Source organism: Mycobacterium sp. NGS48, from assembly GCF_059812585.1.
Window position 1 is genome coordinate 529,580 of the sequence record NZ_JCALCY010000002.1, and the last position, 19,704, is coordinate 549,283.

The 19,704-nt window shown below is 63.6% G+C and carries 22 protein-coding genes; 12 read left to right on the forward strand and 10 right to left on the reverse strand.

Annotation, left to right across the window (positions count from 1 at the left end):
• Nucleotides 1–54: 54 nt before the first annotated feature.
• From AC5Y42_RS06270 to AC5Y42_RS06280, 3 genes are read right to left on the reverse strand one after another with little or no spacing between them, the layout of a single operon-like run.
• Entirely contained in the window at nt 55–1,137 is a 1,083-nt protein-coding gene (locus tag AC5Y42_RS06270) for an acyl-CoA dehydrogenase family protein (RefSeq protein ID WP_499896604.1), read from the reverse strand.
• Nucleotides 1,124–2,029 carry an acyl-CoA dehydrogenase family protein gene (locus tag AC5Y42_RS06275; RefSeq protein ID WP_499896605.1) on the reverse strand — a complete coding sequence of 302 codons (906 nt, stop codon included), beginning with the start codon at nt 2,027–2,029 and terminating at the stop codon, nt 1,124–1,126. Before AC5Y42_RS06275 ends, AC5Y42_RS06270 begins: the two co-directional genes overlap by 14 nt.
• A complete protein-coding gene (locus AC5Y42_RS06280; protein ID WP_499896606.1) occupies nt 2,007–3,410 on the reverse strand; it encodes a class I adenylate-forming enzyme family protein in 1,404 nt (467 codons plus the stop codon). The genes AC5Y42_RS06275 and AC5Y42_RS06280 overlap by 23 nt, the downstream gene beginning before the upstream one ends.
• Before the next feature lie 90 nt (nt 3,411–3,500).
• Here AC5Y42_RS06280 and AC5Y42_RS06285 point away from each other — a divergent pair, with 90 nt between their 5' ends.
• Entirely contained in the window at nt 3,501–4,508 is a 1,008-nt protein-coding gene (locus AC5Y42_RS06285; RefSeq protein WP_499896607.1) for a 2Fe-2S iron-sulfur cluster-binding protein, read from the forward strand.
• Nucleotides 4,509–4,520: 12 nt separating this feature from the next.
• Entirely contained in the window at nt 4,521–4,964 is a 444-nt protein-coding gene (locus AC5Y42_RS06290; protein ID WP_499896609.1) for a TIGR03618 family F420-dependent PPOX class oxidoreductase, read from the forward strand.
• Here the strand turns inward: AC5Y42_RS06290 and AC5Y42_RS06295 are convergent.
• Genes AC5Y42_RS06295 through AC5Y42_RS06310 form a run of 4 tightly spaced genes read right to left on the reverse strand, consistent with a single transcriptional unit; the run spans nt 4,961 to nt 8,927 of the window.
• Nucleotides 4,961–5,986, reverse strand: a complete 1,026-nt coding sequence (locus AC5Y42_RS06295) for a CaiB/BaiF CoA transferase family protein (RefSeq protein ID WP_499896610.1) — start codon at nt 5,984–5,986, stop codon at nt 4,961–4,963. The genes AC5Y42_RS06290 and AC5Y42_RS06295 overlap by 4 nt on opposite strands.
• Entirely contained in the window at nt 5,983–6,939 is a 957-nt protein-coding gene (locus AC5Y42_RS06300) for an LLM class F420-dependent oxidoreductase (RefSeq protein WP_499896611.1), read from the reverse strand. The genes AC5Y42_RS06295 and AC5Y42_RS06300 overlap by 4 nt, the downstream gene beginning before the upstream one ends.
• Nucleotides 6,924–7,349 (reverse strand): cobalamin B12-binding domain-containing protein, encoded by a 426-nt coding sequence (locus tag AC5Y42_RS06305; protein WP_499896612.1) that lies wholly within the window; start codon nt 7,347–7,349, stop codon nt 6,924–6,926. Before AC5Y42_RS06305 ends, AC5Y42_RS06300 begins: the two co-directional genes overlap by 16 nt.
• Complete coding sequence (locus AC5Y42_RS06310) at nt 7,350–8,927, reverse strand: methylmalonyl-CoA mutase family protein (protein ID WP_499896613.1); 1,578 nt, start codon at nt 8,925–8,927, stop codon at nt 7,350–7,352.
• A 69-nt stretch (nt 8,928–8,996) separates the two neighbouring features.
• Here AC5Y42_RS06310 and AC5Y42_RS06315 point away from each other — a divergent pair, with 69 nt between their 5' ends.
• Nucleotides 8,997–9,806 carry an SDR family oxidoreductase gene (locus AC5Y42_RS06315; RefSeq protein ID WP_499896614.1) on the forward strand — a complete coding sequence of 270 codons (810 nt, stop codon included), beginning with the start codon at nt 8,997–8,999 and terminating at the stop codon, nt 9,804–9,806.
• Between the two features lie 18 nt (nt 9,807–9,824).
• Here AC5Y42_RS06315 and AC5Y42_RS06320 read toward each other — a convergent pair whose 3' ends face one another.
• Nucleotides 9,825–10,622: a methyltransferase domain-containing protein gene (locus AC5Y42_RS06320; RefSeq protein ID WP_499896615.1), complete on the reverse strand. Its 798-nt coding sequence runs from the start codon at nt 10,620–10,622 to the stop codon at nt 9,825–9,827.
• A gap of 17 nt (nt 10,623–10,639) precedes the next feature.
• The gene (locus AC5Y42_RS06325; protein WP_499896806.1) at nt 10,640–11,278 is read right to left on the reverse strand and encodes a M15 family metallopeptidase; all 639 of its coding nucleotides are present in this window, start codon (nt 11,276–11,278) and stop codon (nt 10,640–10,642) included.
• A gap of 174 nt (nt 11,279–11,452) precedes the next feature.
• Here AC5Y42_RS06325 and AC5Y42_RS06330 point away from each other — a divergent pair, with 174 nt between their 5' ends.
• The 8 genes from AC5Y42_RS06330 (at nt 11,453) to AC5Y42_RS06365 (ending at nt 17,742) form a co-directional block, all read left to right on the forward strand.
• Nucleotides 11,453–11,827, forward strand: coding sequence for a WXG100 family type VII secretion target (locus AC5Y42_RS06330; protein ID WP_499896616.1), 375 nt, complete (start codon nt 11,453–11,455; stop codon nt 11,825–11,827).
• Between the two features lie 3 nt (nt 11,828–11,830).
• Complete coding sequence (locus tag AC5Y42_RS06335) at nt 11,831–13,645, forward strand: Rv0964c family protein (protein ID WP_499896617.1); 1,815 nt, start codon at nt 11,831–11,833, stop codon at nt 13,643–13,645.
• A complete protein-coding gene (locus AC5Y42_RS06340; RefSeq protein ID WP_499896618.1) occupies nt 13,642–14,064 on the forward strand; it encodes a hypothetical protein in 423 nt (140 codons plus the stop codon). The genes AC5Y42_RS06335 and AC5Y42_RS06340 overlap by 4 nt, the downstream gene beginning before the upstream one ends.
• Before the next feature lie 379 nt (nt 14,065–14,443).
• Nucleotides 14,444–14,776: an Imm63 family immunity protein gene (locus AC5Y42_RS06345; RefSeq protein WP_499896808.1), complete on the forward strand. Its 333-nt coding sequence runs from the start codon at nt 14,444–14,446 to the stop codon at nt 14,774–14,776.
• A 73-nt stretch (nt 14,777–14,849) separates the two neighbouring features.
• Entirely contained in the window at nt 14,850–15,152 is a 303-nt protein-coding gene (locus tag AC5Y42_RS06350; RefSeq protein ID WP_499896619.1) for a hypothetical protein, read from the forward strand.
• 313 nt (nt 15,153–15,465) lie between these two features.
• Complete coding sequence (locus tag AC5Y42_RS06355) at nt 15,466–15,735, forward strand: hypothetical protein (RefSeq protein ID WP_499896621.1); 270 nt, start codon at nt 15,466–15,468, stop codon at nt 15,733–15,735.
• A gap of 262 nt (nt 15,736–15,997) precedes the next feature.
• Nucleotides 15,998–17,371 carry a rolling circle replication-associated protein gene (locus AC5Y42_RS06360; protein ID WP_224097131.1) on the forward strand — a complete coding sequence of 458 codons (1,374 nt, stop codon included), beginning with the start codon at nt 15,998–16,000 and terminating at the stop codon, nt 17,369–17,371.
• 59 nt (nt 17,372–17,430) lie between these two features.
• The gene (locus AC5Y42_RS06365) at nt 17,431–17,742 is read left to right on the forward strand and encodes a hypothetical protein (RefSeq protein ID WP_131806047.1); all 312 of its coding nucleotides are present in this window, start codon (nt 17,431–17,433) and stop codon (nt 17,740–17,742) included.
• 57 nt (nt 17,743–17,799) lie between these two features.
• Here AC5Y42_RS06365 and AC5Y42_RS06370 read toward each other — a convergent pair whose 3' ends face one another.
• Entirely contained in the window at nt 17,800–18,381 is a 582-nt protein-coding gene (locus AC5Y42_RS06370; RefSeq protein WP_014710943.1) for a TetR/AcrR family transcriptional regulator, read from the reverse strand.
• An 83-nt stretch (nt 18,382–18,464) separates the two neighbouring features.
• Here AC5Y42_RS06370 and AC5Y42_RS06375 point away from each other — a divergent pair, with 83 nt between their 5' ends.
• Nucleotides 18,465–19,658 carry a cytochrome P450 gene (locus AC5Y42_RS06375; RefSeq protein ID WP_014710942.1) on the forward strand — a complete coding sequence of 398 codons (1,194 nt, stop codon included), beginning with the start codon at nt 18,465–18,467 and terminating at the stop codon, nt 19,656–19,658.
• Nucleotides 19,659–19,704: the final 46 nt, after the last annotated feature.

The window sequence follows — 19,704 nt, forward strand, 5'->3', positions numbered from 1 at the left end:
CTTCGATGGTCGTGACCCGCTTCACCCGGGCTTCGCCCGCGTTCGCGATCACTCCTACAATCCCAAGATTCGTGAGGCGATGATGTTCTTCTGTATCTGTGATGTGCCGCCCATCACGCTTTGTGCCCGGCTGTACAGATAGGCGCTGAGCAGGTCGGCGTCCTGGGTCCCGCCGACCGCCAGCGCGGCGTGGCCGACCGACTGCTCCACCCAGGTCATCAGCAGCTTGTCCAGCGACCCGTCCGATCCGTGCGACACTCCGTCGAGCTGCTCAGACAGCCGCCGTCGAACGTGATGGGTCAGCATCTCGGTTTGCACTGCCGCCCAAGCGAGTTCGTCGCAGGGTGGGCCGTCGCTGCGCGCGGCCAACTGGCGCACCAGCTTGCCGTAGCGCGCCGCATAGCCCAGCGTGGACGGTTCGCGTTCGTGTCCGACCACTGTCATGGCGATTGCCCACCCGTCGCCGGGGGCGCCGACCATCTGGTCGGCGGGCACCGTCGCACCGTCGAAGAACACTTGGCCGAACTCGGTGGTGATGCCGTTCATCATCTGCAGCGGACGTTGTTGCACGCCGGGCTGTTTCATCGAGATCACGAACGCCGACAAGCCGCGGTGGCGTTTGGCGCCCGGATCGGTGCGGGCCAGCAGCAGACACCAGTCGGCGACGTCGGAGTAGCTGGTCCAGATCTTGTGTCCGTGTATCACGTAGTTGTCGCCGTCGCGGGTGGCGGTCGTGCTCAGCGACGCGAGGTCCGAGCCGGCGCCGGGTTCGCTGAATCCCTGGCACCAGCGCTCGGTGCCGTTGATCATGCCGGGCAGGAAGCGCCGCTGCAGTTCTTCGCTGCCGTGATGTCCAAGTCCGACCACCAGGTAGCCAAGGCTGGGCCGGGGCGGAGCCCCGGCGCGGGCCAGCTCCTCGTCGACGATGACGTCGTACACCGGTGGCAGCTCCTGACCGCCGTGCTGCCGCGGCCACGACAACCCGAAGAAACCGCCTTCGTAGAGCGCACGATGCCATTCCCCCTGCCGGCTCCAATACTCGTCGCCGGAGCTCGCAAATTCCTTGGCATGTACCGCAAGCCAAGTCCGCAGCCGATCCCGGAAGGCGGCCTCGTCCGGCGAATCACGAAAGTCCAATGTCGACCTCCCCTAGTTTCACGGGCCACAGCCCGGCAGATGTCAGTGCGCGCCGCAAGTAGACGTGCGCCAGGCATTCCCAGGTATTGCCGATGCCGCCGTGTACTTGTACCGAAGTCTCACAGACCGTTCGCGCGGCGCGCGCGCAGTAGATCTTCGCCACCCGGGCGGCTCGAATCGCTTCGGCAGGCGGAAGTTCGTCGACGGCCCACGCCGCGTGGCGCAGCACACTCACCGAACCTTCGATCAGCGCCAGGCTTTCGGCTAACAGGTGAGCGACCGCTTGATAGGAGCCGATCGGCTTGCCGTACTGCTCACGGATTTTTGCGTAGTCACAGGCCAGCGTGTGCGCTCCGCGCGCCGTTCCGACCAGGTCCGCCGACGTGGTGGCCAGCGCCAGCGCCAGCCAGCGCGCGGCCACCTCATTGGGCACCTCGCCGATGACACTCGGCGTTCCGGAGAACTCGGCGCTGGTTCTGGTCAGGTCCGCGCCCGTCCGGGCGCCACCCAGATCGACGGCCGACACCGTCGTCTCACGCAGAATCAACGCGCGCCGGTATTCGCGTGCGTCGATTGCATAATCTCCGAAGGCAATTGTCGCGCCACGGCTATCTGAATCGATGTGCCGAGCCAGCTCGTCGGCCAGCACCGGCCCCAGAAACGGCGCATCCACCAGTCCGCGGCCGAATTCCTCGGCGACGATGGCGACTTCGACACCGGTGGCCCCGTCCGACCGCAGCGCACGCCAGCCCGTCGCCGTGATCTGCTTGTCCAGCCGCGTGATCCGGTCTTGGTCGGTCAGGCTTTGAACCGATCCGGGACCGAGGTCGTCGGCCAGTTTGGCGGCGGCGTCACGCAGTTGTTGTTGTTCAGCTGTCAGACGTACATCCATACCGCTCCTTCAGCGTTCGACGCAGCACCTTGCCCGACGGCAGCCGCGGGATATCGTTGACGAACACCACTTTGCTCAGCCGTTTGTAAGATGCCAGCCGATCATCGACTCGCGCGCTGAGCTCCGTTGCGTCAACGGGGATGTGCGTTGCCACGGCGGCGATCACCGCCTCCCCGTCGCGCCCGTCGGGAACGCCGAAGACCGCGCAGTCTTTGACCGCGGGATGACCGTGTAGCACGGATTCGATTTCGGCGGGTGCGACCTGGAAGCCCCGCACCTTGATCATCTCCTTGGATCGGTCGGTGATCCGCAGCCAGCCCGCGTTGTCGAGACATCCGACGTCTCCAGTGCGATACCAGCCGTCGCAGCACGCCTCTGAGGTAGCGGCGTGCGGCAAGTAGCCGGCCATCAGCGACGCCGAGCGCGCCTGGATCTCCCCGACTTCTCCCGGGCCGACTGGTTCCCCGGTCTGCATCGAGACCACCCGAACGTCGACGCCGGGCACCGGCTTTCCGACCGAATCGAGTCGCGCACCCTCAACCGGATTGCAGGCGATGACCGGCAATTCGGTGGTGCCGTAGGCAGGAACCCAGCCGATGCCGGTGCGCCGCGTGAGGCTTTCGGCGACACTCACGCTGACAGGCGTGGCGCCCCACATGATGAACCGCAACGACGAGAGGTCATAGGACTCCAAGCGCGGGTGCGTGGCCAGCGACAACGCGATGGGCGCGACCGCCATCTCAATAGTGATGCGGTCGGCCTCGATGTGGGCCAGCATCGCGTCGATGTCGAACCGGCGATGCAACCGCAGCCAGACGCCGGTCTGCAACGCGGTCACGATGTTGAGCAGACCCAGAATGTGCGACGGCGGTGTGGTGATTTGGATTCGATCACGCGCGGTCATCGCGAGCGCATCGCGCCAGTGCTCGACCGCGGCGCGCAGGGATCCGTGGGTGTGTCGCACAGCTTTGGGCAGACCGGTGGTACCCGAGCTGAACACCAGCAGTGCATCGCTCTCGGCCCGCGGTGACGCCCGCACCGGCGAGCCCGGCGCGATCGGTTCGTCGAGGTGCAACATCGGCATGAAGTCCGACAGCACCGGCTGATCACCCACAGCGTGCCCGGGGTTCGTCAGGGCTAACGCGTGCTCGACCTCGTCGCGCTTCCAGGCCGGGCTGATCAGCACCGGCGTCGCGGCCAGTCGCCAGATGGCATGCACCGCGACGACGAATTCGGGTCGGTTGGACGACATCAGCGCGACCCGGCCGCCGGCGGTGACCCCTTGCGTGCTCAGCGTCGCCGCCAGGCCGTCGGCCAGCGCATCCAGCTGCGGCAAGGTGTACTGCCGCTCCTCGAACGCGAGCGCGGTCGGTCCGGTCACCCTTGCCCCTCGACGGATTGAGAAGAAGCTATCGCTTTGAGAGAATAGTATTCTCTATACTGAAGAACGCAAGTACGGAAGGGGGTGGCTATGGCGGAGCTGCACGCGTTTCATCGGGCGACGGTAACCCGGATCGTGAAGGAGACCGCCGATGCCCGCACCTTCGTGCTGGCGCCACATGACCAGCCCTTTCGTTACCGTGCCGGGCAATTCTGCACGTTTCGGGTGGCCGTCGACGGCGAGGAACTGTATCGGTCCTACTCGATGTCGAGCGCCCCGGAGACGGACACGGAATTGATGACCACGGTCAAACGGGTGCCGGGCGGCAAGGTGTCCAACTGGCTGGTGGACAACGTCTCCGAGGGCGACGAGCTGACCATGACCCGAGCCGCCGGAATCTTCTGCCTGAGCAACAGCTCCGTGCCATTGCTGGCTTTCGCGGGCGGTAGCGGCGTCACTCCGATCCTGTCACTGGCCAAGAGCGCGCTGGCGACCACGGACCGCCCGCTGCGGGTGCTGTGCGCGGACCGAGACCGGGCGTCGGTGATCTTCGACGCGGTGATGGACGAGCTTGTCGAGCGTTACCCCGGTCGGCTGGCGGTTGTGCGGCATCTCGATAACGAGCAAGGGCTGCTCGACGCCGCCGCGGTCCGGGATTTCATTGCCGACGACGTCGACGCCGACAATTATGTCTGCGGACCCGAAGGCTTCATGACCGTGGTGCGCTCCACCCTGCCGGGCCCGGGACAGCTGTTCGTCGAGGACTTCGACGCGGCACCGACGGTAAAGCCGCCTGCAGCGGCACCGTTCGACGACGCCGCGGCCGACGGCACGATCACCATTCACCTCGACCGCAAGAAAGTGACGGTGCCGCGGGTCGCCGGCGAGACCCTGTTGGAAAGCGCCCGCCGGGCCGGCCTGGCACCGCCATTCAGCTGCGAAGCAGGCAACTGCGGAACCTGCATGGCACGACTCAGCGAGGGCAGTGCGACCATGCTGGTCAACGATGCGCTCGAGCCGGACGAGGTGGCCGACGGCTACGTCCTGACTTGCCAGGGCATCCCCGACACGCCATCAGTGACGGTGCATTACGAGTAGCGTCGCAAGCTCATGGCCGAGCTTTCGAATTTCGCGAATCATCTGTCACGTGATCACGGGCTGTGCGTGTTCAGTACCTTGCGCCGGGACGGCAGTATCCAGTCCTCGGTGGTGAATGCCGGTGTGTTGCAACACCCGCTGACCGACGTGCCGGTCGTCGTACTGGTGGCCATCGGAGGCTCCCGCAAGCTCGCCAACCTCCGCGCCGATCCGCGCGCCACGGTCGTCGCCAAGTCCGGCTGGCAGTGGGCCGCCGTCGAAGGGTCGGCAGAGCTGATCGGCCCGGACGACCCACACCCGGACCTCGACGAGGAGCGGCTGCGACTATTGCTCCGCGAAATATTCACCGCCGCCGGCGGAACCCACGACGACTGGGACACCTACGACCGGGTGATGCGCGAGCAGCGACGCACCGCTGTTCTCATCGCACCGACCCGGGCCTACTCGAACCCTTAGGCGTCCAACTTGGGCGGCGGCCGATAATCCGGCTGATAGCCGGCGATGTGAATCGGGCTGCCGACGAGCCGGAAATCACCTGCGGTGACAATGATCTCGGGCGTCGACTTCAGCGCATCGGGCAACGTCCGCACGGCTGCGGCCGGCACGCCGAGTGGCCGCAGCCGCGTTTCCCAACTGGCGGCGGTGTCGGTCGCCAAGGCGTCGATAACGATGGCACGCACCTCCTCGGCCCGGGTTACCCGCTCGCCCATCGACTCGAACCCCTCGATGTTCGCTTCACCGGCGAACGCCTTCCAAAAACCGTCGTGGGTGATGAACAGTGCAAGATAGCCGTCAGCGGTCGGAAACATCTGGGCCGGAACGTAATACGAGTGCGCACCGAAGGCTCGCCGCTGCGGCTCGACACCGTCGTTGAGGTAGGCGGACGCGTGGTAGTTGAGCTGAGAGAACATCACGTCGCGCAATGACACGTCGACCTGGCCGCCGCGACCGGAGATGATGTGCGCGAGCAGCCCCAGCGCGGCACTCATTCCCGTGGAGTTGTCCGCCGAGGAGTAACCGGGCAACGTGGGCGGCCCATCCGGGTCACCGGTCAGTGCCGCTACCCCGGTGGCGGCCTGGACGACGTAGTCGAACGCCGGGTCGTCGCCGCCGTGTAGCCCGAAGCCGGTGATCGCCACGCAGACGATCCGGTCGTTGAAACGGCGCAGCGACTCATAGGTCAGGCCCAGCCGGCGGATCGCGGATGGCTTCAGATTGACCAGCAGCGCATGCGATTCGGCCGCGAGCTCACCCAGCTTGGCTTGGCCTTCTTGTGAGTTCAGGTCCAGACAGATGCTGGCCTTGTTGCGGTTGAGGCTGGCGAAATAGCTGTCACTGACCTGCCGTGAGATCTCTCCGCCCGGCGGCTCGACCTTGGTGACCTGCGCACCGAGATCGGCCAGCAGCATGGTGGCGTACGGGCCGGCCAACATGGTGCCGACCTCGAGGATTCGGATGCCGGCCAGTGGTCCCGTCATCCCAGATCGGCACCCAGTGCCGCGATGACTTCGCGGGTGCGCCGTTTGGACGCGACGAGCTCGTCACGGTTGTCACCGATTGGCAGCAACCGCACCGAAAGATCCGTCACGCCGGCGTCGGCGAACCGACGAAATCGCGCAAGGATGGCCTCCTCGTCACCGACGGCGCAGATGTCACCGACGTCTTTGGCGTCGCCGTAATCCAGCAGCCGCTGATAGTTCGGCGAAACTTCGGCCTCTCCGAGGATCCTATTGGCGCGCTCCCGTGCTGCGTCGACTTCGGTTGGCGCACAGAGGCACACCGGAATACCGGCGACGATCCGCGGTGCGGGCCGCCCGGCGTTGTCGGCAGCCTTGGTGATGCGCGGCACGACATGCTCGGCGACGGCTCGCTCGTCGGCCATCCACAGCACGGTGCCGTCGGTGCGCTCCCCGGCAAGGGTCAACATCACGGGGCCGAGTGCGGCGACGAGCACCGGCAGCGGCGACACCGCGGCCAGATCCAGCGGATTGTGCACGGAGAAATGTTGGTTGTCGACATCGACCGGGCCGGGTCCTGCGAATGCGGCCTCGAGCACCTCCAAGTAGTCGCGGGTGAAGCCGGCCGGCCGTTCGTAGGGCAGGCCGAGCATGTCGCGGATGATCCAGTGATGCGAGGGTCCGACACCGAGGGCCAACCTGCCGCCGGTGGCAGCGTGCACCGATAACGCCTGGCGCGCCAAGGCGATCGGATGCTGCGCCTGCAACGGCACGACGGCGGTGCCGAGTTCGATGCGGGTGGTGCGGGTGGCCATCAGCGCCACCGCGGTCAGCGCGTCGAAATCGTTGGGCACCTGAGGGATCCACGCGGTATCCATGCCGACGTTCTCGGCCCACTCGATATCGGCGAGCAACTTGGTGACCTTGCGGGCCGAGTCGCCGCGCTCGGCGCCGATCATTACTCCGAGACGCACGGTTCCTCCACGGTCGGTTCGGGCACGCCGGTGAGCCGGCGGATCTCTCGCACCAGCACCTCCAGCGCTGTTCCTGTCGGAAAGACCGCCGCAGCACCGGCGGCCAGCAGTTTGGGCACGTCGGCCTCCGGGATCGTCCCACCGACGACGACGGCAATGTCGGCGGCGTCGGAGGCACGCAAGGCTTCGATCGTTCGGGTGGTCAGCGCGACATGCGCACCGGACAGGATGCTCAGCCCGACCACGGCCACGTCTTCCTGCACGGCGATCGACGCGATGTCCTCGATGCGCTGCCGGATCCCGGTGTAGATCACCTCGAAGCCTGCATCGCGCAGGGTGCGGGCGACGATCTTGGCGCCGCGATCGTGTCCGTCCAGGCCGGGTTTGGCCACCAAAATTCGTGCTGTCATTCAGAACACCACCGGTTGGTCGAATTCGCCCCATACCGCTTTGAGCGCGGAAACCATCTCGCCGACCGTGCAGTAGGCGTTGGCGCAGTCGATCAGCTTGTGCATGAGATTATCGGTTCCTTCGGCGGCACGAGACAATGCGGCAAGGCTGGCTTCCACTGTGGCCGAATCTCTTTCGGCCCGAACCTTGGACAATCGCTTGAGCTGAAGATCGCGTCCCTCGGCGTCGAGCTCGTACGTGACGATCTCGGGTGCCGGCTCTTCGGAGACAAACCGGTTGACGCCGACAACCGGACGAGTGCCCGCCTCGATGTCCTGGTGCATCTGGTAGGCCTCGTCGGCGATCAGGCCTTGCAGATAGCCGTCTTCGATGGCACGCACCATTCCGCCGTGCTGTTCGAGGTCGTGCATGATTTCGATGATGCGGCCCTCGGTCGCGTCGGTGAGCGCTTCGACGAAGTAAGAGCCGCCCAGCGGATCGGCGACCCGGGCGACACCGGTTTCGTGTGCCAGGATCTGCTGGGTGCGCAGCGCCAGCGTGGTGGACTCCTCGCTGGGAAGCGCAAACGGCTCGTCCCAGGCCGCAGTGAACATCGACTGCACGCCGCCGAGCACGGCGGCCATCGCCTCGTAGGCAACCCGCACCAGGTTGTTCTGCGCCTGCGGTGCATACAGCGACGCGCCACCACACACGCAGCCGAACCGGAACATCGACGCCTTGTCGGTGGTGGCGCCGTAGCGTTCACGCACGATGGTCGCCCAACGACGCCGTCCGGCTCGGTATTTGGCGATTTCTTCGAAGAAGTCGCCATGGGTGTAGAAGAAGAACGAAATCTGCGGGGCGAACTGGTCGATGGTCATCCGGCCGCGTTCCACCACGGTGTCGCAATAGGTGACGCCATCGGCCAGCGTGAACGCCATCTCCTGCACCGCGTTGGCCCCGGCGTCGCGGAAATGCGCGCCGGCCACCGAGATCGCATTGAACTTGGGCACTTCGGACGCGCAAAACTCGATGGTGTCGGCGATCAGCCGCAGCGACGGTTCCGGCGGCCAGATCCACGTTCCGCGGGATGCGTATTCCTTGAGGATGTCGTTCTGGATGGTCCCGGTGAGTTTGGCCCGCGGTACACCCTTGCGCTCGGCGGCCGCCACGTAGAACGCCAGCAGGATCGCAGCGGTGCCGTTGATGGTGAAGCTGGTGCTGATCTTGTCCAGTGGAATGTCGTCGAACAGGATCTCGGCGTCGGCGAGAGTGTCGATCGCCACGCCGACCCGGCCGACCTCCTCGCCCACTTCGGGGTCGTCGGAGTCGAACCCGCATTGAGTGGGCAGATCAAGCGCTACCGACAGACCCGTTCCACCTTGGTCTAACAGGTAGCGGTAGCGGCGGTTGGACGCCTCGACGGTGCCGAACCCGGAGTACTGACGGAAAGTCCACAGCTTGCCGCGGTAACCGCTGGCGAAATTGCCCCGGGTGAATGGATAGGTGCCCGGCGGCGGCGGCTCGACAGGACGGTCCCCCGGCCCGTATACGGGTTCCAGCGGGATGCCGGACGAGGTCTCAGTGTGGTTATCCATCGACTGATAACGTACTTGCCAAAAAAGAGAATGCCAATACCGCATGCCTGACCAGGCCAAAGGAGAGTGATGGGTACTTTTGACGACCGCACGGTGGTGATCTCGGGCGCCAGCCGCGGGATCGGTCTGGCGATCGGTATCGCCGCGGCCAAGCAAGGGGCCAATGTGGTGCTGCTGGCCAAGACCGACCAACCGCACCCACGCCTGCCCGGCACCGTGCACACCGCGGCCGCCGAAATCGAGGCGGCCGGTGGCAAGGCTTTGGCCGTGGTCGGCGACGTGCGCCGGGAAGAGGACGTGCAGCGCGCGGTCGACGCCGCGGTCGCTCGGTTCGGCGGGCTGGACGTCTGCGTGAACAATGCCAGCGCCATCGCGACCGAACCGACCGAGAATCTGTCGGCCAAGAAGTTCGACCTGATTCAGGAGGTCAATACTCGCGGCACCTTCCTGCTGACCCGCGCCTGCCTGCCGCATCTGCGTGCGGCCGCCAACCCGCATGTGCTGACGATCTCGCCGCCGGTGAACATGAACCCGCGCTGGCTGGGTGCACACCCCGCCTACACGCTGTCGAAGTACGGGATGACGTTGTTGTCGCTGGGCTGGGCGGCCGAGTTCGCCGAGACCGGGATTGCGGTCAATTGCCTGTGGCCACAGACCTACATCGCGACCGCGGCAGTGGCGAACATGGCCGACGGCCAGCGGCTTGCGGCGTCGTCGCGCAGTCCGGAGATCATGGCCGACGCGGCAGTCGAGATCCTCTCCCGTCCCGCTCGACAGACCACGGGCAACTGCTACATCGACGCCGAAGTCTTGCGTGGGCAGGACTTGTCGCGCTACGGCGGCGGTGACCAGCCGATTCCTGACCTGTTTCTGGACTGAGCCAGCGCAGACGATTCGCTATGCGCGACAGAGAATTTCGCCGTGAGGGATCGCCAACCAACCATCAGGTGCGGCTGCCCAGGCCCGCCACGCGGAGGCGATCTCGGCGAGCTCGTCGCTCGTGGCCAGCGCCGAGTCCACCAGCTGGTCGGCCAGCGCCGACTGCACAATCCGGTCCGCCCACATGCCACCCCACCAGTCGCGGTCCTCGGGCGTGGCGAAGCACCAGATCCCGCCGCCGGGTGTGATGTCGTCGAATCCCGCTTGGCTGGCCCAAGACAACAGCCGGCGCCCGGCGTCGGGCTCGCCGCCGTTGGCGCGGGCCGCGCGGTCGTAGAGATCCAGCCACCGATCCAGCGCCGGAAGCTGCGGATACCAGATGAATCCGGCGTAGTCGGCGTCGCGCGCGGCGACATAGCCGCCCGGCATGCACACCCTGCGCATCTCTCGCAGTGCTTGAACCGGATCGGCGACGTGCTGCAGTACCTGGTGCGCGTGCACGACATCGAAGGTGGCATCAGCGAATTCGAGCGCGTGCACGTCTGCTGTCGCGAATTCGACGTTCGACAGCCCGCACGCCTGGGCTTCGGCACGGGCGGCATCCAACGCGTCATCGGTGATATCCACGGCGGTGACTTGACCCGGTGCGACGCGGGCGGCCAGGTCGACGGTGATCGTTCCCGGTCCGCAGCCAATGTCCAGCAGCGACATCCCTGGTTGCAGATGTGGTAAGAGGTAACCCGCGGAATTCTCGGCGGTGCGCTGTCGATGGGAGCGCAGCACCGACTCGTGATGGCCGTGGGTGTAGCGATTCACCGTGCAGCTCCTAGCTTTTAGTTGACCGGAACATCGAGGATCGGGTGGTCGACGGTCGACCCCGGACCGTCGAAATGCCACCACTCGCCCGAATACACCTGCAGCCCACCGATGCTCATCGCATCACGAAGTCGGGCCCGGTTTTTCTGCGCGGCGGTGCTGACACTGTCGGTGGCGAAGGCGTGGGCACGGGGAGTGAAGTCATCGAAATCGGTGCCCATGTCGACCAGACAGCGGACACCGCCTTGTTGGCAATGCGTGCCGGCGAGCGTCACATCAACCGAACGTCCCGCCTCGTGGCTGTGTGCATACCGGCCGGGTCGCGCCACCCACGCTGGATTGGGCACCACCTGAAACATCCTGACCTGTACCTCGTGCGGTCGGTAGCAGTCCCAGAAGGCCAAGGCGGCGCCTTGCGGCCGCAGCGCGTTCGCCGCGGCCGCAAGGCCCGGTGCCATGGATTCATGCACCAGGCAGCGCGCGTTGGCGGGATACAACGGCATCCCGGTGAAATTGTTGGGTGTCGCATACCGCAGGTCGATGACCGCGTCCGGAACGACGCTTCGAACGTCGACGAATCCCGCCGCCTGTGCCTTGGCGCTCACCGGCGGTACGTCGGCGCGGGCCAACGATGGCCAGCAGATGGCGCATGCCATGACGAGCAGTCCGACCAGGAACCGGCGAATGCCCCACATGGTCGGCATTGTCCTCGATCATCGAGCGATCAGTGATCGCGGTGTCACCTGCTGCCTGCAGGGACGTGGATTTGATGGAAGCTGGCCAGCCTGAGTTTTTGGCGCATTGGGGCGTGCTCGGGCGGCGGTAAACTTTTGCCCAAACCGGTCGGGTGTGGCTGTGTGAAAGATCGGGTGAGCGTGGCGGGCGAGAATTTGCGGGTAGACCCGGTAGATGTGCGTTTCGCGGGTGAGCAGGTTGATGCGAATGCCGGGGATTTCCTGACCGGACATGCGGCGGCGCACGAGCGCATCGCTGCTGCCCAGGCCGGGTTTATTGGGGACAGCGCGGCGGCGTTAGCCGAGTTGACTGCGCATTGGCAGGAAGAAAGCGTCAGCCACCACCGTGAACTGTGCGAGCATGCCGAGAATTTGCGCACAGCGGGCGTCGAATATGAAACCACGGACACCGACGGGGCGATAAAACTTGACGCTGCCGCGTCGGAGGTGGCCAACCGAATGGGGATCTGACGGGTGGGTTTGACGCTCGCCGATCTGCAGGAGTGGGACCCCGAACAGATCCACGAGGTCGCCGACGCTGCCGCGGCACGCGCACGACACAGCCGGGAAGCCGCGCAAAACATCGCTAACCTGCCGGTCTTCGCTACGTGGCATGGTGAAGCCGGAGCAGCCGCCCAAGATGCGATGACCAAGAGCGGCACCAAAATGGAGCTGTCGGCGCAAAACGCGTTTCGGGTGTGGGCTGGCGCCGGGCACGCCTATCAGGAAGCCGCGGCGGTCAAAAAAGAACTCGCCGACATCTTCGCCGAGGCGGCGGCCGCGCCGGTGGTGCACATCGACACCGCAAGCAACGCGGTGATTCCGCCGGACACCAGCGGCATGGCCGATGCCGATATCCAGAAGGTCAAAGCCAAAGTCGACGAGCTGCGACGCAAGATCACGGCGCTGCTGGCCACCGCTGAGAAGACCAACTCCGATTTGGCGGCTGTACTCAGGGCGGCCACCGGGGCGGTGGCTCCCGATACCGCCGCAGATCCGCCAGGAGGCAAGCCACGGACGTGGCAAGACATGCTGTTGCCCCCCGGCGCCGGGCCGGGCGGTGCCACACCTGGCGGCCCGACCACCCCGGCCGACCCCACGGGCAAGCCACCGACACTGGAAGACCTCATGTTGGGAAGGGGTCAGCCTGCCAACCAACAACCTCCCCCCGGCAGCCTGCCAGACCTACTGAGCCGGCTTCACCAACCCAGAGCTCCTGGCACACCGGCGCCTCAGCTAACACCTGCCGACGCGGAGAGATTCAAGGCCATGGCCCGCCAAAGCATGGCCCTCGACGGTGTGCCACCCGATCAAATCGAGGCACGCCTGGACGCGATTGTGGCGCGGACCCAGCAGTGGATCGACAACGGTATGCCCAACTACGTTGCCCCCGAGCCGCAACGCCCGCCGCCGCCGGGATTCGGCGAAGGATTCGGTGACCGATGGCGGGCGACCGAGCAGGGCATTAAAAACCTGATCGGTCAAGGAGGACCCGGCGCACCGGGCGTCCTCGAGTCATGGGAGCAGATGCTCAAAAGTACCGCCGAGACAGTCCAAAACCCGGTTGGTACGGCGACCGAGGAAATCAAAAATGCGTTGGACTCACCGAGTCCCGCCTACTACTTGGGCGCCAAAGCCTCCGACGGCGCCTTCGCCCTGCCTGGACTGCTGTTCGGTGGCGAAGGTGCCGCAGCATTTCGTGCAGGCGAACTCGCCGACCTAGGCCCCGGCGTGCTCGATACCGGTCCGGCGGTTTCACCGCATGCACCGATCGGTTTCGATCCGCCCGCCACCTATAACCCGTGGGCAGACCATGCGGCCATGGATCTCAATTCCGCGTTCGCGCACGGAGGACCCACTGCAGACCTCAGCCGACAAGTCGCTGACATGTCGACCCACTACATTGGCGACAACCCGGACCGAGTAGTCCTGGGTAAGTGGGAGGGCCAGGAAAACGGATACATCGGTGAAGCCCGGGGCCATGGCGGCATCTACTTTGACACCGGCCACCCAGCCTGGGATGCCCTCACCAGTGGACTTACTAGCGCACAAGAGCGAGGCGTGGCCTGGCAAGTCAACGAACGGTTCCTCAGCACCCAAATGGAGGACGGTGTGTCCCGCATTGAATACGTTTTGCCCAAAGGATGTTCTTCGCTTGAGGATGTGGTCCGTTCAGATCCGAAGTCATTTTCCGCAATGGAGATACGGTACTTGACCGAAAATGCGTCCGCATACGGATACGAGCGTGTCGGGAATTCCTGGGTGAGAGTGGGAGGCGGTCAGCCGTGATTGAGAATTTTTCCGCAGAAGTCGAAGCGATCGTCGGCCCGCTATTGGCCGACCTTGGGTTTACATTAGACGAAGTCGACAATAGTGTTGATGAGGGAGGGCGACGGGGCTCCGTCGTTTACTACCGGTCCGACGACTGTAAAATACAAATCTACAGATCGTCGCGAGAGGGCAGTGTGAATTGCATGATTGCGCCGCTAGATGCACTAAACGTATTCGGTCTTCATGACCAATCTTACAAATGGCAGTATTTCACCAATTTTTCGACAGCGCCTGATGTGCCTCTTGAAGAGTTGGTTCAGCAAGTCAGTTTCGAACCTGAAACCGACCGGGAGCAGTTGGAGTGGGTGAGAGATCGTATCGTCGAGTACTATGGTGCGGCGCACACTGGCATTCTCAAAGTGTACGGTAAGGAGTAGTCGATTCGAGAACTTGCTCTTTTGGCCGATAGTAGGCGACGTGTCATGAATCCCATCGTCGTGAGGTCTGCCGACGGCGACCCCATCCAGAATGACACCGAGTTCTGATAGCAGTGGTTTCACTGTTGTTTGAACTTTTGCAGAAAAGACGGACGACTACATCTTTTATTATCCACATAAATTCAAAGCGGCTCGAAGTGCGCTCCAACGCGCCGAATGAGTCATGATTGGTCGTCGTCCCGATGGCGTGAAAGTGATCCTAAACCCGAGCAGGTAGACCAGGGAATATTTGATAGATATGGACCGCGCCTTGGACGATAGATCCGCCGAACTCCAACTTGAAATCGATCGGCTGTCAGAGAAGCTAGGCGTCCGTGCGATGCGGGTGGGAATACGAACAAGAGACGATCTGAATATTTACATCACCGACGACGGGACCTACCACTTCACTTTCTACGAGCGAGGAAAGCTCGGCTTCGACCGGTCGGGCAGCCTCGACGACCTTCTCTACTGGTACTGCAAAGACATTGTCAGCAACCAAGCTGCCAAATGGGTGGGAGATCGAGCAGAACGCTTCAAATACGAATACCAGGTGTTAAGCGGGTTCGACATTCGCTGGGCGAAGAGGCGGGTGCGTGAACTTGCCGCTATGTTCCGTAATGGCCAGCCGCAAGACATTGCCTTACTCCCTGACATCGGCGAAGTGCTGTGACAAGAGTCGTCGAAATCCACAGCATGAGACGGGAGCTCAGAAATTAGTCTTCTTGTGCTAGGAAAGAAGAAACATGACAATCGAAAACTTTAGCGATGCGGTTGAGTGGGCTTTCACGACTGGCAATACAGCTCGCGGTCCGGGATTCGACAGCCGCGAGGTCATCGCTCGTTATGGCGAAGAGGATGGTGGCGCGCTGATAGAGAAGATGGATTCGCTGATGGGTGAGGCCATGCGTACTGAGGTCGATTGGGCACAATATGATCTCGTCGGTTCGCTATACTACGTTGCAGATAAGCTGCGGGAGAACCATCCCGAGCTGACGTTGGAAGCGGCCAAATGTTTTGGCCGGTATTTCACCTTTCAGATGCGTTGATATAGTTGGTGAGGTCATTAACGAGATCACTTTCTGGTTTGATTAAGACCGTCGGCACCCCGTTATAACTGGTCAGTTGCTATCTGCAACGTGTGGAGTTTTCAACCGCGTCACAATCTAAAGCGAACGACCAGTGAAAGCGCTCGCCGATTCGCAGCGCGAACCCGTTAGACGCCGTGCGCACGACAAACCTCGCACTGTTGACAGCCACGACCTACGCCACCTCAACAACCAAGCCGGCCCACAAACGCGGCACTGACCTGCGCGATGTACAAATCGCGATTACCACTTCACGCCTCCCGTCATAGCTAACGTGTACGACGACCTCTACTCAGGCGAACTCGACCAAGTCGCCGTCACCTTGACGGACTCCTCCGCAGCCGAAACAGGCGATTCGATGAAGAACAACGGACAGGAACTGGACGAACCCAATCAACCAAAACGTGCAAGCGCCACGCTTGCGCAAGGCCAGAGACTGTGGCCAGGGCCGGGATCGAACCGGCGACCTTCCGCTTTTCAGGTGGATGGAACGGCCGCTGGCCTGCGGTTTAATGACTCCCATACGTCAAATACGCCGCGCTGAGCGCGTCTGACGCAGGCTGCTCGTCCGGCGATCGGACACAGACCGGACACGGTGACAGCACTCCCGACAAGGGACCCTTCATCGCCCGTCACTCAGTGATGCGCGCTGGGGGCTCCCGGGGAGCAGGTACCCGATGCCCGGCATCACGAGGTCGAGCGCGCATTCAACGAGCTCGATTGCGGAGCGACTCACCCTTCGGCCGGACACAACCCGAACGGCCAGCCGGAACACGGACGGAGCGGCGGACGCCGGTAGACCGCGAGTGCCCGAGGCCGGCAAGGCCGCAGGGCGCGAGAGCGGTAGCGGTCGGTCGGACGGCGGGAGCGGCGTAGACCGTGTTCCGGCTGGGACCAACGGGCTTGTTATATGCGCCAAAAGTGTCCGCGACACCGTCGACGGCATTGTTGATGCGGAACTGTCGGCCTCGGATGCCTTGGGGCTGCGGTTCCCGAGGCCCAACATGGTGGCCTCGGCAGCGGCGCTGTTCGAACCGGCCGAACCATGGGCGCATGGACGGGACCGGCTGGATGTCGAACCTGAGTGCGGGCGATTCCGGATCACGATCGGCCCGGGCGTCGTCCGTCTCGGCTGGACCAATCCCGTTCGCGCGGAGAAGGCATCTGAGCGGACCGTGGGCCAGCACATGCAGGACGTAGCGGGCGAGGTAGACCGCATAAAGGCCGGTCGTGATGTGCCTGACCCGTCGGGCCGTGCGATCACCGAATGGTCCCGCAAGTCGCGTGCGGCGATGTGCCGCACCTTCGCCGAGCTGGACTACACGCCGATGGTGGAAAGCGGACGGGTACCCGCGATGGTCACGCTGACCTACCCCGGCGACTGGGAATCGGTCGCACCCGATGGAGCCAGCGTAAAGCGACATATGATGCTGTGGCGCAAACGATTTCAGCGCGAATGGGGTGAACCAGCGCGCTACATCTGGAAGATGGAATTTCAACGCCGCGGCGCACCACACATTCACCTATGGATGGCTCCCCCGTATACCGTCGGTCGATCAGGCCGTAGGTTCAGCGAATGGTTGTCGCAGGAATGGGCGGAAGTCGTCGCCCATCCCGACCCTGAACAACGCACACGCCACTTGCGCGCCGGTACGGCTATCGACAGCCTCAACGGATTGCGTGCTTGCGACCCCAAACGCTTGGCGATCTACTTCACGAAGCACTCATCACCGAATAGATTGGGCGACAAGGAATACCAGCACATCGTTCCGGAGGCCTGGCGGCGGCCGGGCCGCGGACCGGGTCGCTTTTGGGGGGTCCACGGGTTGGAACGAGCAACCGCAGTCGTTGAGATCGCCCAGGACGCATACCTGACGGCCCGAAGGATCATCCGTCGGTGGTCTCGCTCACAGGCCATTCATAGCGATTGCACCCACTGCTTCCCCACCGCACTCGTTCCGCGAATGACCCGCGTCGCAGTTCAACGAACAAACTCCAAGACTGGCAAAGTACGCCACCGCAACGTCTGTCGGAGGCGACTTCTCTGCCGCCAAGGCGGCTTCGCGGGTGGCTACGCCCTTGTGAACGACGGACCAGCGTTCGCATCCCAGCTCGCGGCAGCGTTATCGGCGGATCGGGCGAAGGCGGTGCGCGACGAACAACTCGCGGGCCGTAAGTGATCTAACGCAATTCACCTCTGACCGTCGCATTGCAGCAACCGGCTACATACGCTTAGCACGTGACCATCGAACTGTCGCCGCGCCTGCCGGATGGTGAGCGGCCGAGGAATCATCAGGAATTGGCCGCTGAGCAGATGGACCTGGACAACGTGATCAACGAGCTACTCCTGCGGCTGGAGGATCATAAATATCGTTGGGAGCTTTATGAATTCGGACTTTCCGACACTGAAGAGCGACGTCAGGTGCACACAGTCATTGAGCAGCTGCGGCTGGCGGTGCATACGGGTGGGCCAGCCGTACTTCATCCGCTGCGTCACGCGCTGTCTGTAGCTCACTCCGACGACCCCGCGTCGCCTGGATGCTCCGGATAGTCCGAGTCGCGGGCCATGCTCAGCTGCGCACTACCGTCCACGCGGTGCGGGGGACGGCTAGCGCGGTCGTAAACCGACAAAAACGAGGTCGTGAATTGTTCTGGCAATTCGATCTTCGTCGAGCGCATCGTCAAGCACTAGGTAGGTCAGTGCGCTGGTCGTGACGGCACCGAATAGCGCGATCGCGGCAACTGCTGGGTTGTCGAGGGTCACGAGTGAGCCGTCGCCGGCGCCAGCGCGAAGTAACGTCTCGACGGGTGCGAAGTATGCGGCGCTGATCATGTCGGCGATGACGGGCATGCGGGCGGCGCGGCCCAGTTCCCCGATGAGAGCGCGGCAGACGGCGGGTCTCTGTGCCATCACGCGCAGCTGGGCACTGATGACTGCGTGCAGGCGCTGAGCGGCGGAGCCTTCTGCCTCCACGACTGCGGCGACCTCGTGCGCGACTTGCTGTAGGACGTCTTCGAGGAGGAAGGCGAGTATTTCCTCTTTGCCGGCGAAGTAGTAGTAAAGGGTGGCCTTGGCGATGCCGGTGGTGGCGGCGACGTCTTCGATCTTGGTGTCGTTGAGCCCGCGGTCTGCGAAAAGTGCCGCCGCCGGCGGCAGGCGGTCGGCAATTTTTCGCGGAACCTCGCGCATTGACGCTCCTCTCGGTTGGACTTACAGTCTAAACTACTGGATTAGACAGCCGTATAATTAGATTCACAGCGGTAGGAGCTCAGATGACGACGGTGCAACTTCGCTACGACCCGTTCGATGCGACGATTCAGGACGATCTCTACCCCATCTACCGGCAGCTGCGCGACAAAGCCCCGCTGTATCGCGCAGCCGATTCCAACACGTGGGTTTTCAGTCGCCACGAAGATGTCGTCAGCGCGCTGCTTGACCATCACACCTACTCATCCGTGGACGGCATATTTCCAACTCCACCGGGCTCAGATTTCCACGCATCGTTCTTGCCCATGATGATTTTGATGGATCCCCCGCGACACGATCAGCTGCGCGCGTTGGTAAGCAAGGCGTTCACCCCGCGGCGCATCGCGGCGTTAAGTAGTGGGATTGAGGACCTGGCGGAGGATTTATCAGATTGCCTTGACCGGGGCGCAGGGTCGGTTGACTTTGCCGCCGACTTTGCCGCCGTCCTGCCGGCCATGGTGATCGCTGATTTGCTCGGCATTCCTCGCGAGGACCGCGCACAGTTTCGGCAGTGGTCAACCACGATGGTCCAGTCCAATCCGGCGCGCGGTGAGATGGGCGAGGGGCTGGCCGCGGCTGCGGCCGTCTATGCCTACTTCACCGACTTCCTCGCCGAGCGTCGACGCGAACCGCGCGGCGACTTGATGTCGGCCTTGGTGTCCGCCGAGATCGACGGAAAGCGTCTTACTGACGAGGACCTCCTTGGCTTTTGCCTGTTGCTGCTCATCGCAGGCCATGAGACCACCTCGAACCTGCTCAGCAACGCCGCAGTAGTGCTTGCGAGCGATCCCGACATTCGCCGACGACTAGTCGCCGATGACAACTTGCTTGGTCCCGCAGTTGAGGAGCTCCTCCGGTATGACTCACCGGTGCAAGGACTTTCACGAACTCTGACCCGCGACGTCACGCTGCATGGCGTCACGATGTCCGTCGGTGATTCAGTGCTGCTGTTGTTCGGCTCGGCTAACCGTGACGAACGAGTGTTTGCTGATCCCGACGTGTTCGATATCGGGCGCAAACCCGAACATCAAGTGGCGTTCGGCCGAGGTATCCACTTCTGTCTCGGTGCGTCATTAGCGCGGATGGAGGCCCGGATAGCGTTGCGCGCCCTGCTGGCCCGAGTGCCCAACTGGGAAGTCGACCTAGAGAACGCGCAGCGCCTGCGGTCGGGCCTCATCCGGGGCTATATGTCTTTGCCTATCTCGTGGTCGGCAAATTAGCCGAACTGCGCGTCAGGCAGAGCGGCTGGGGCGGCGCCATTCCCGC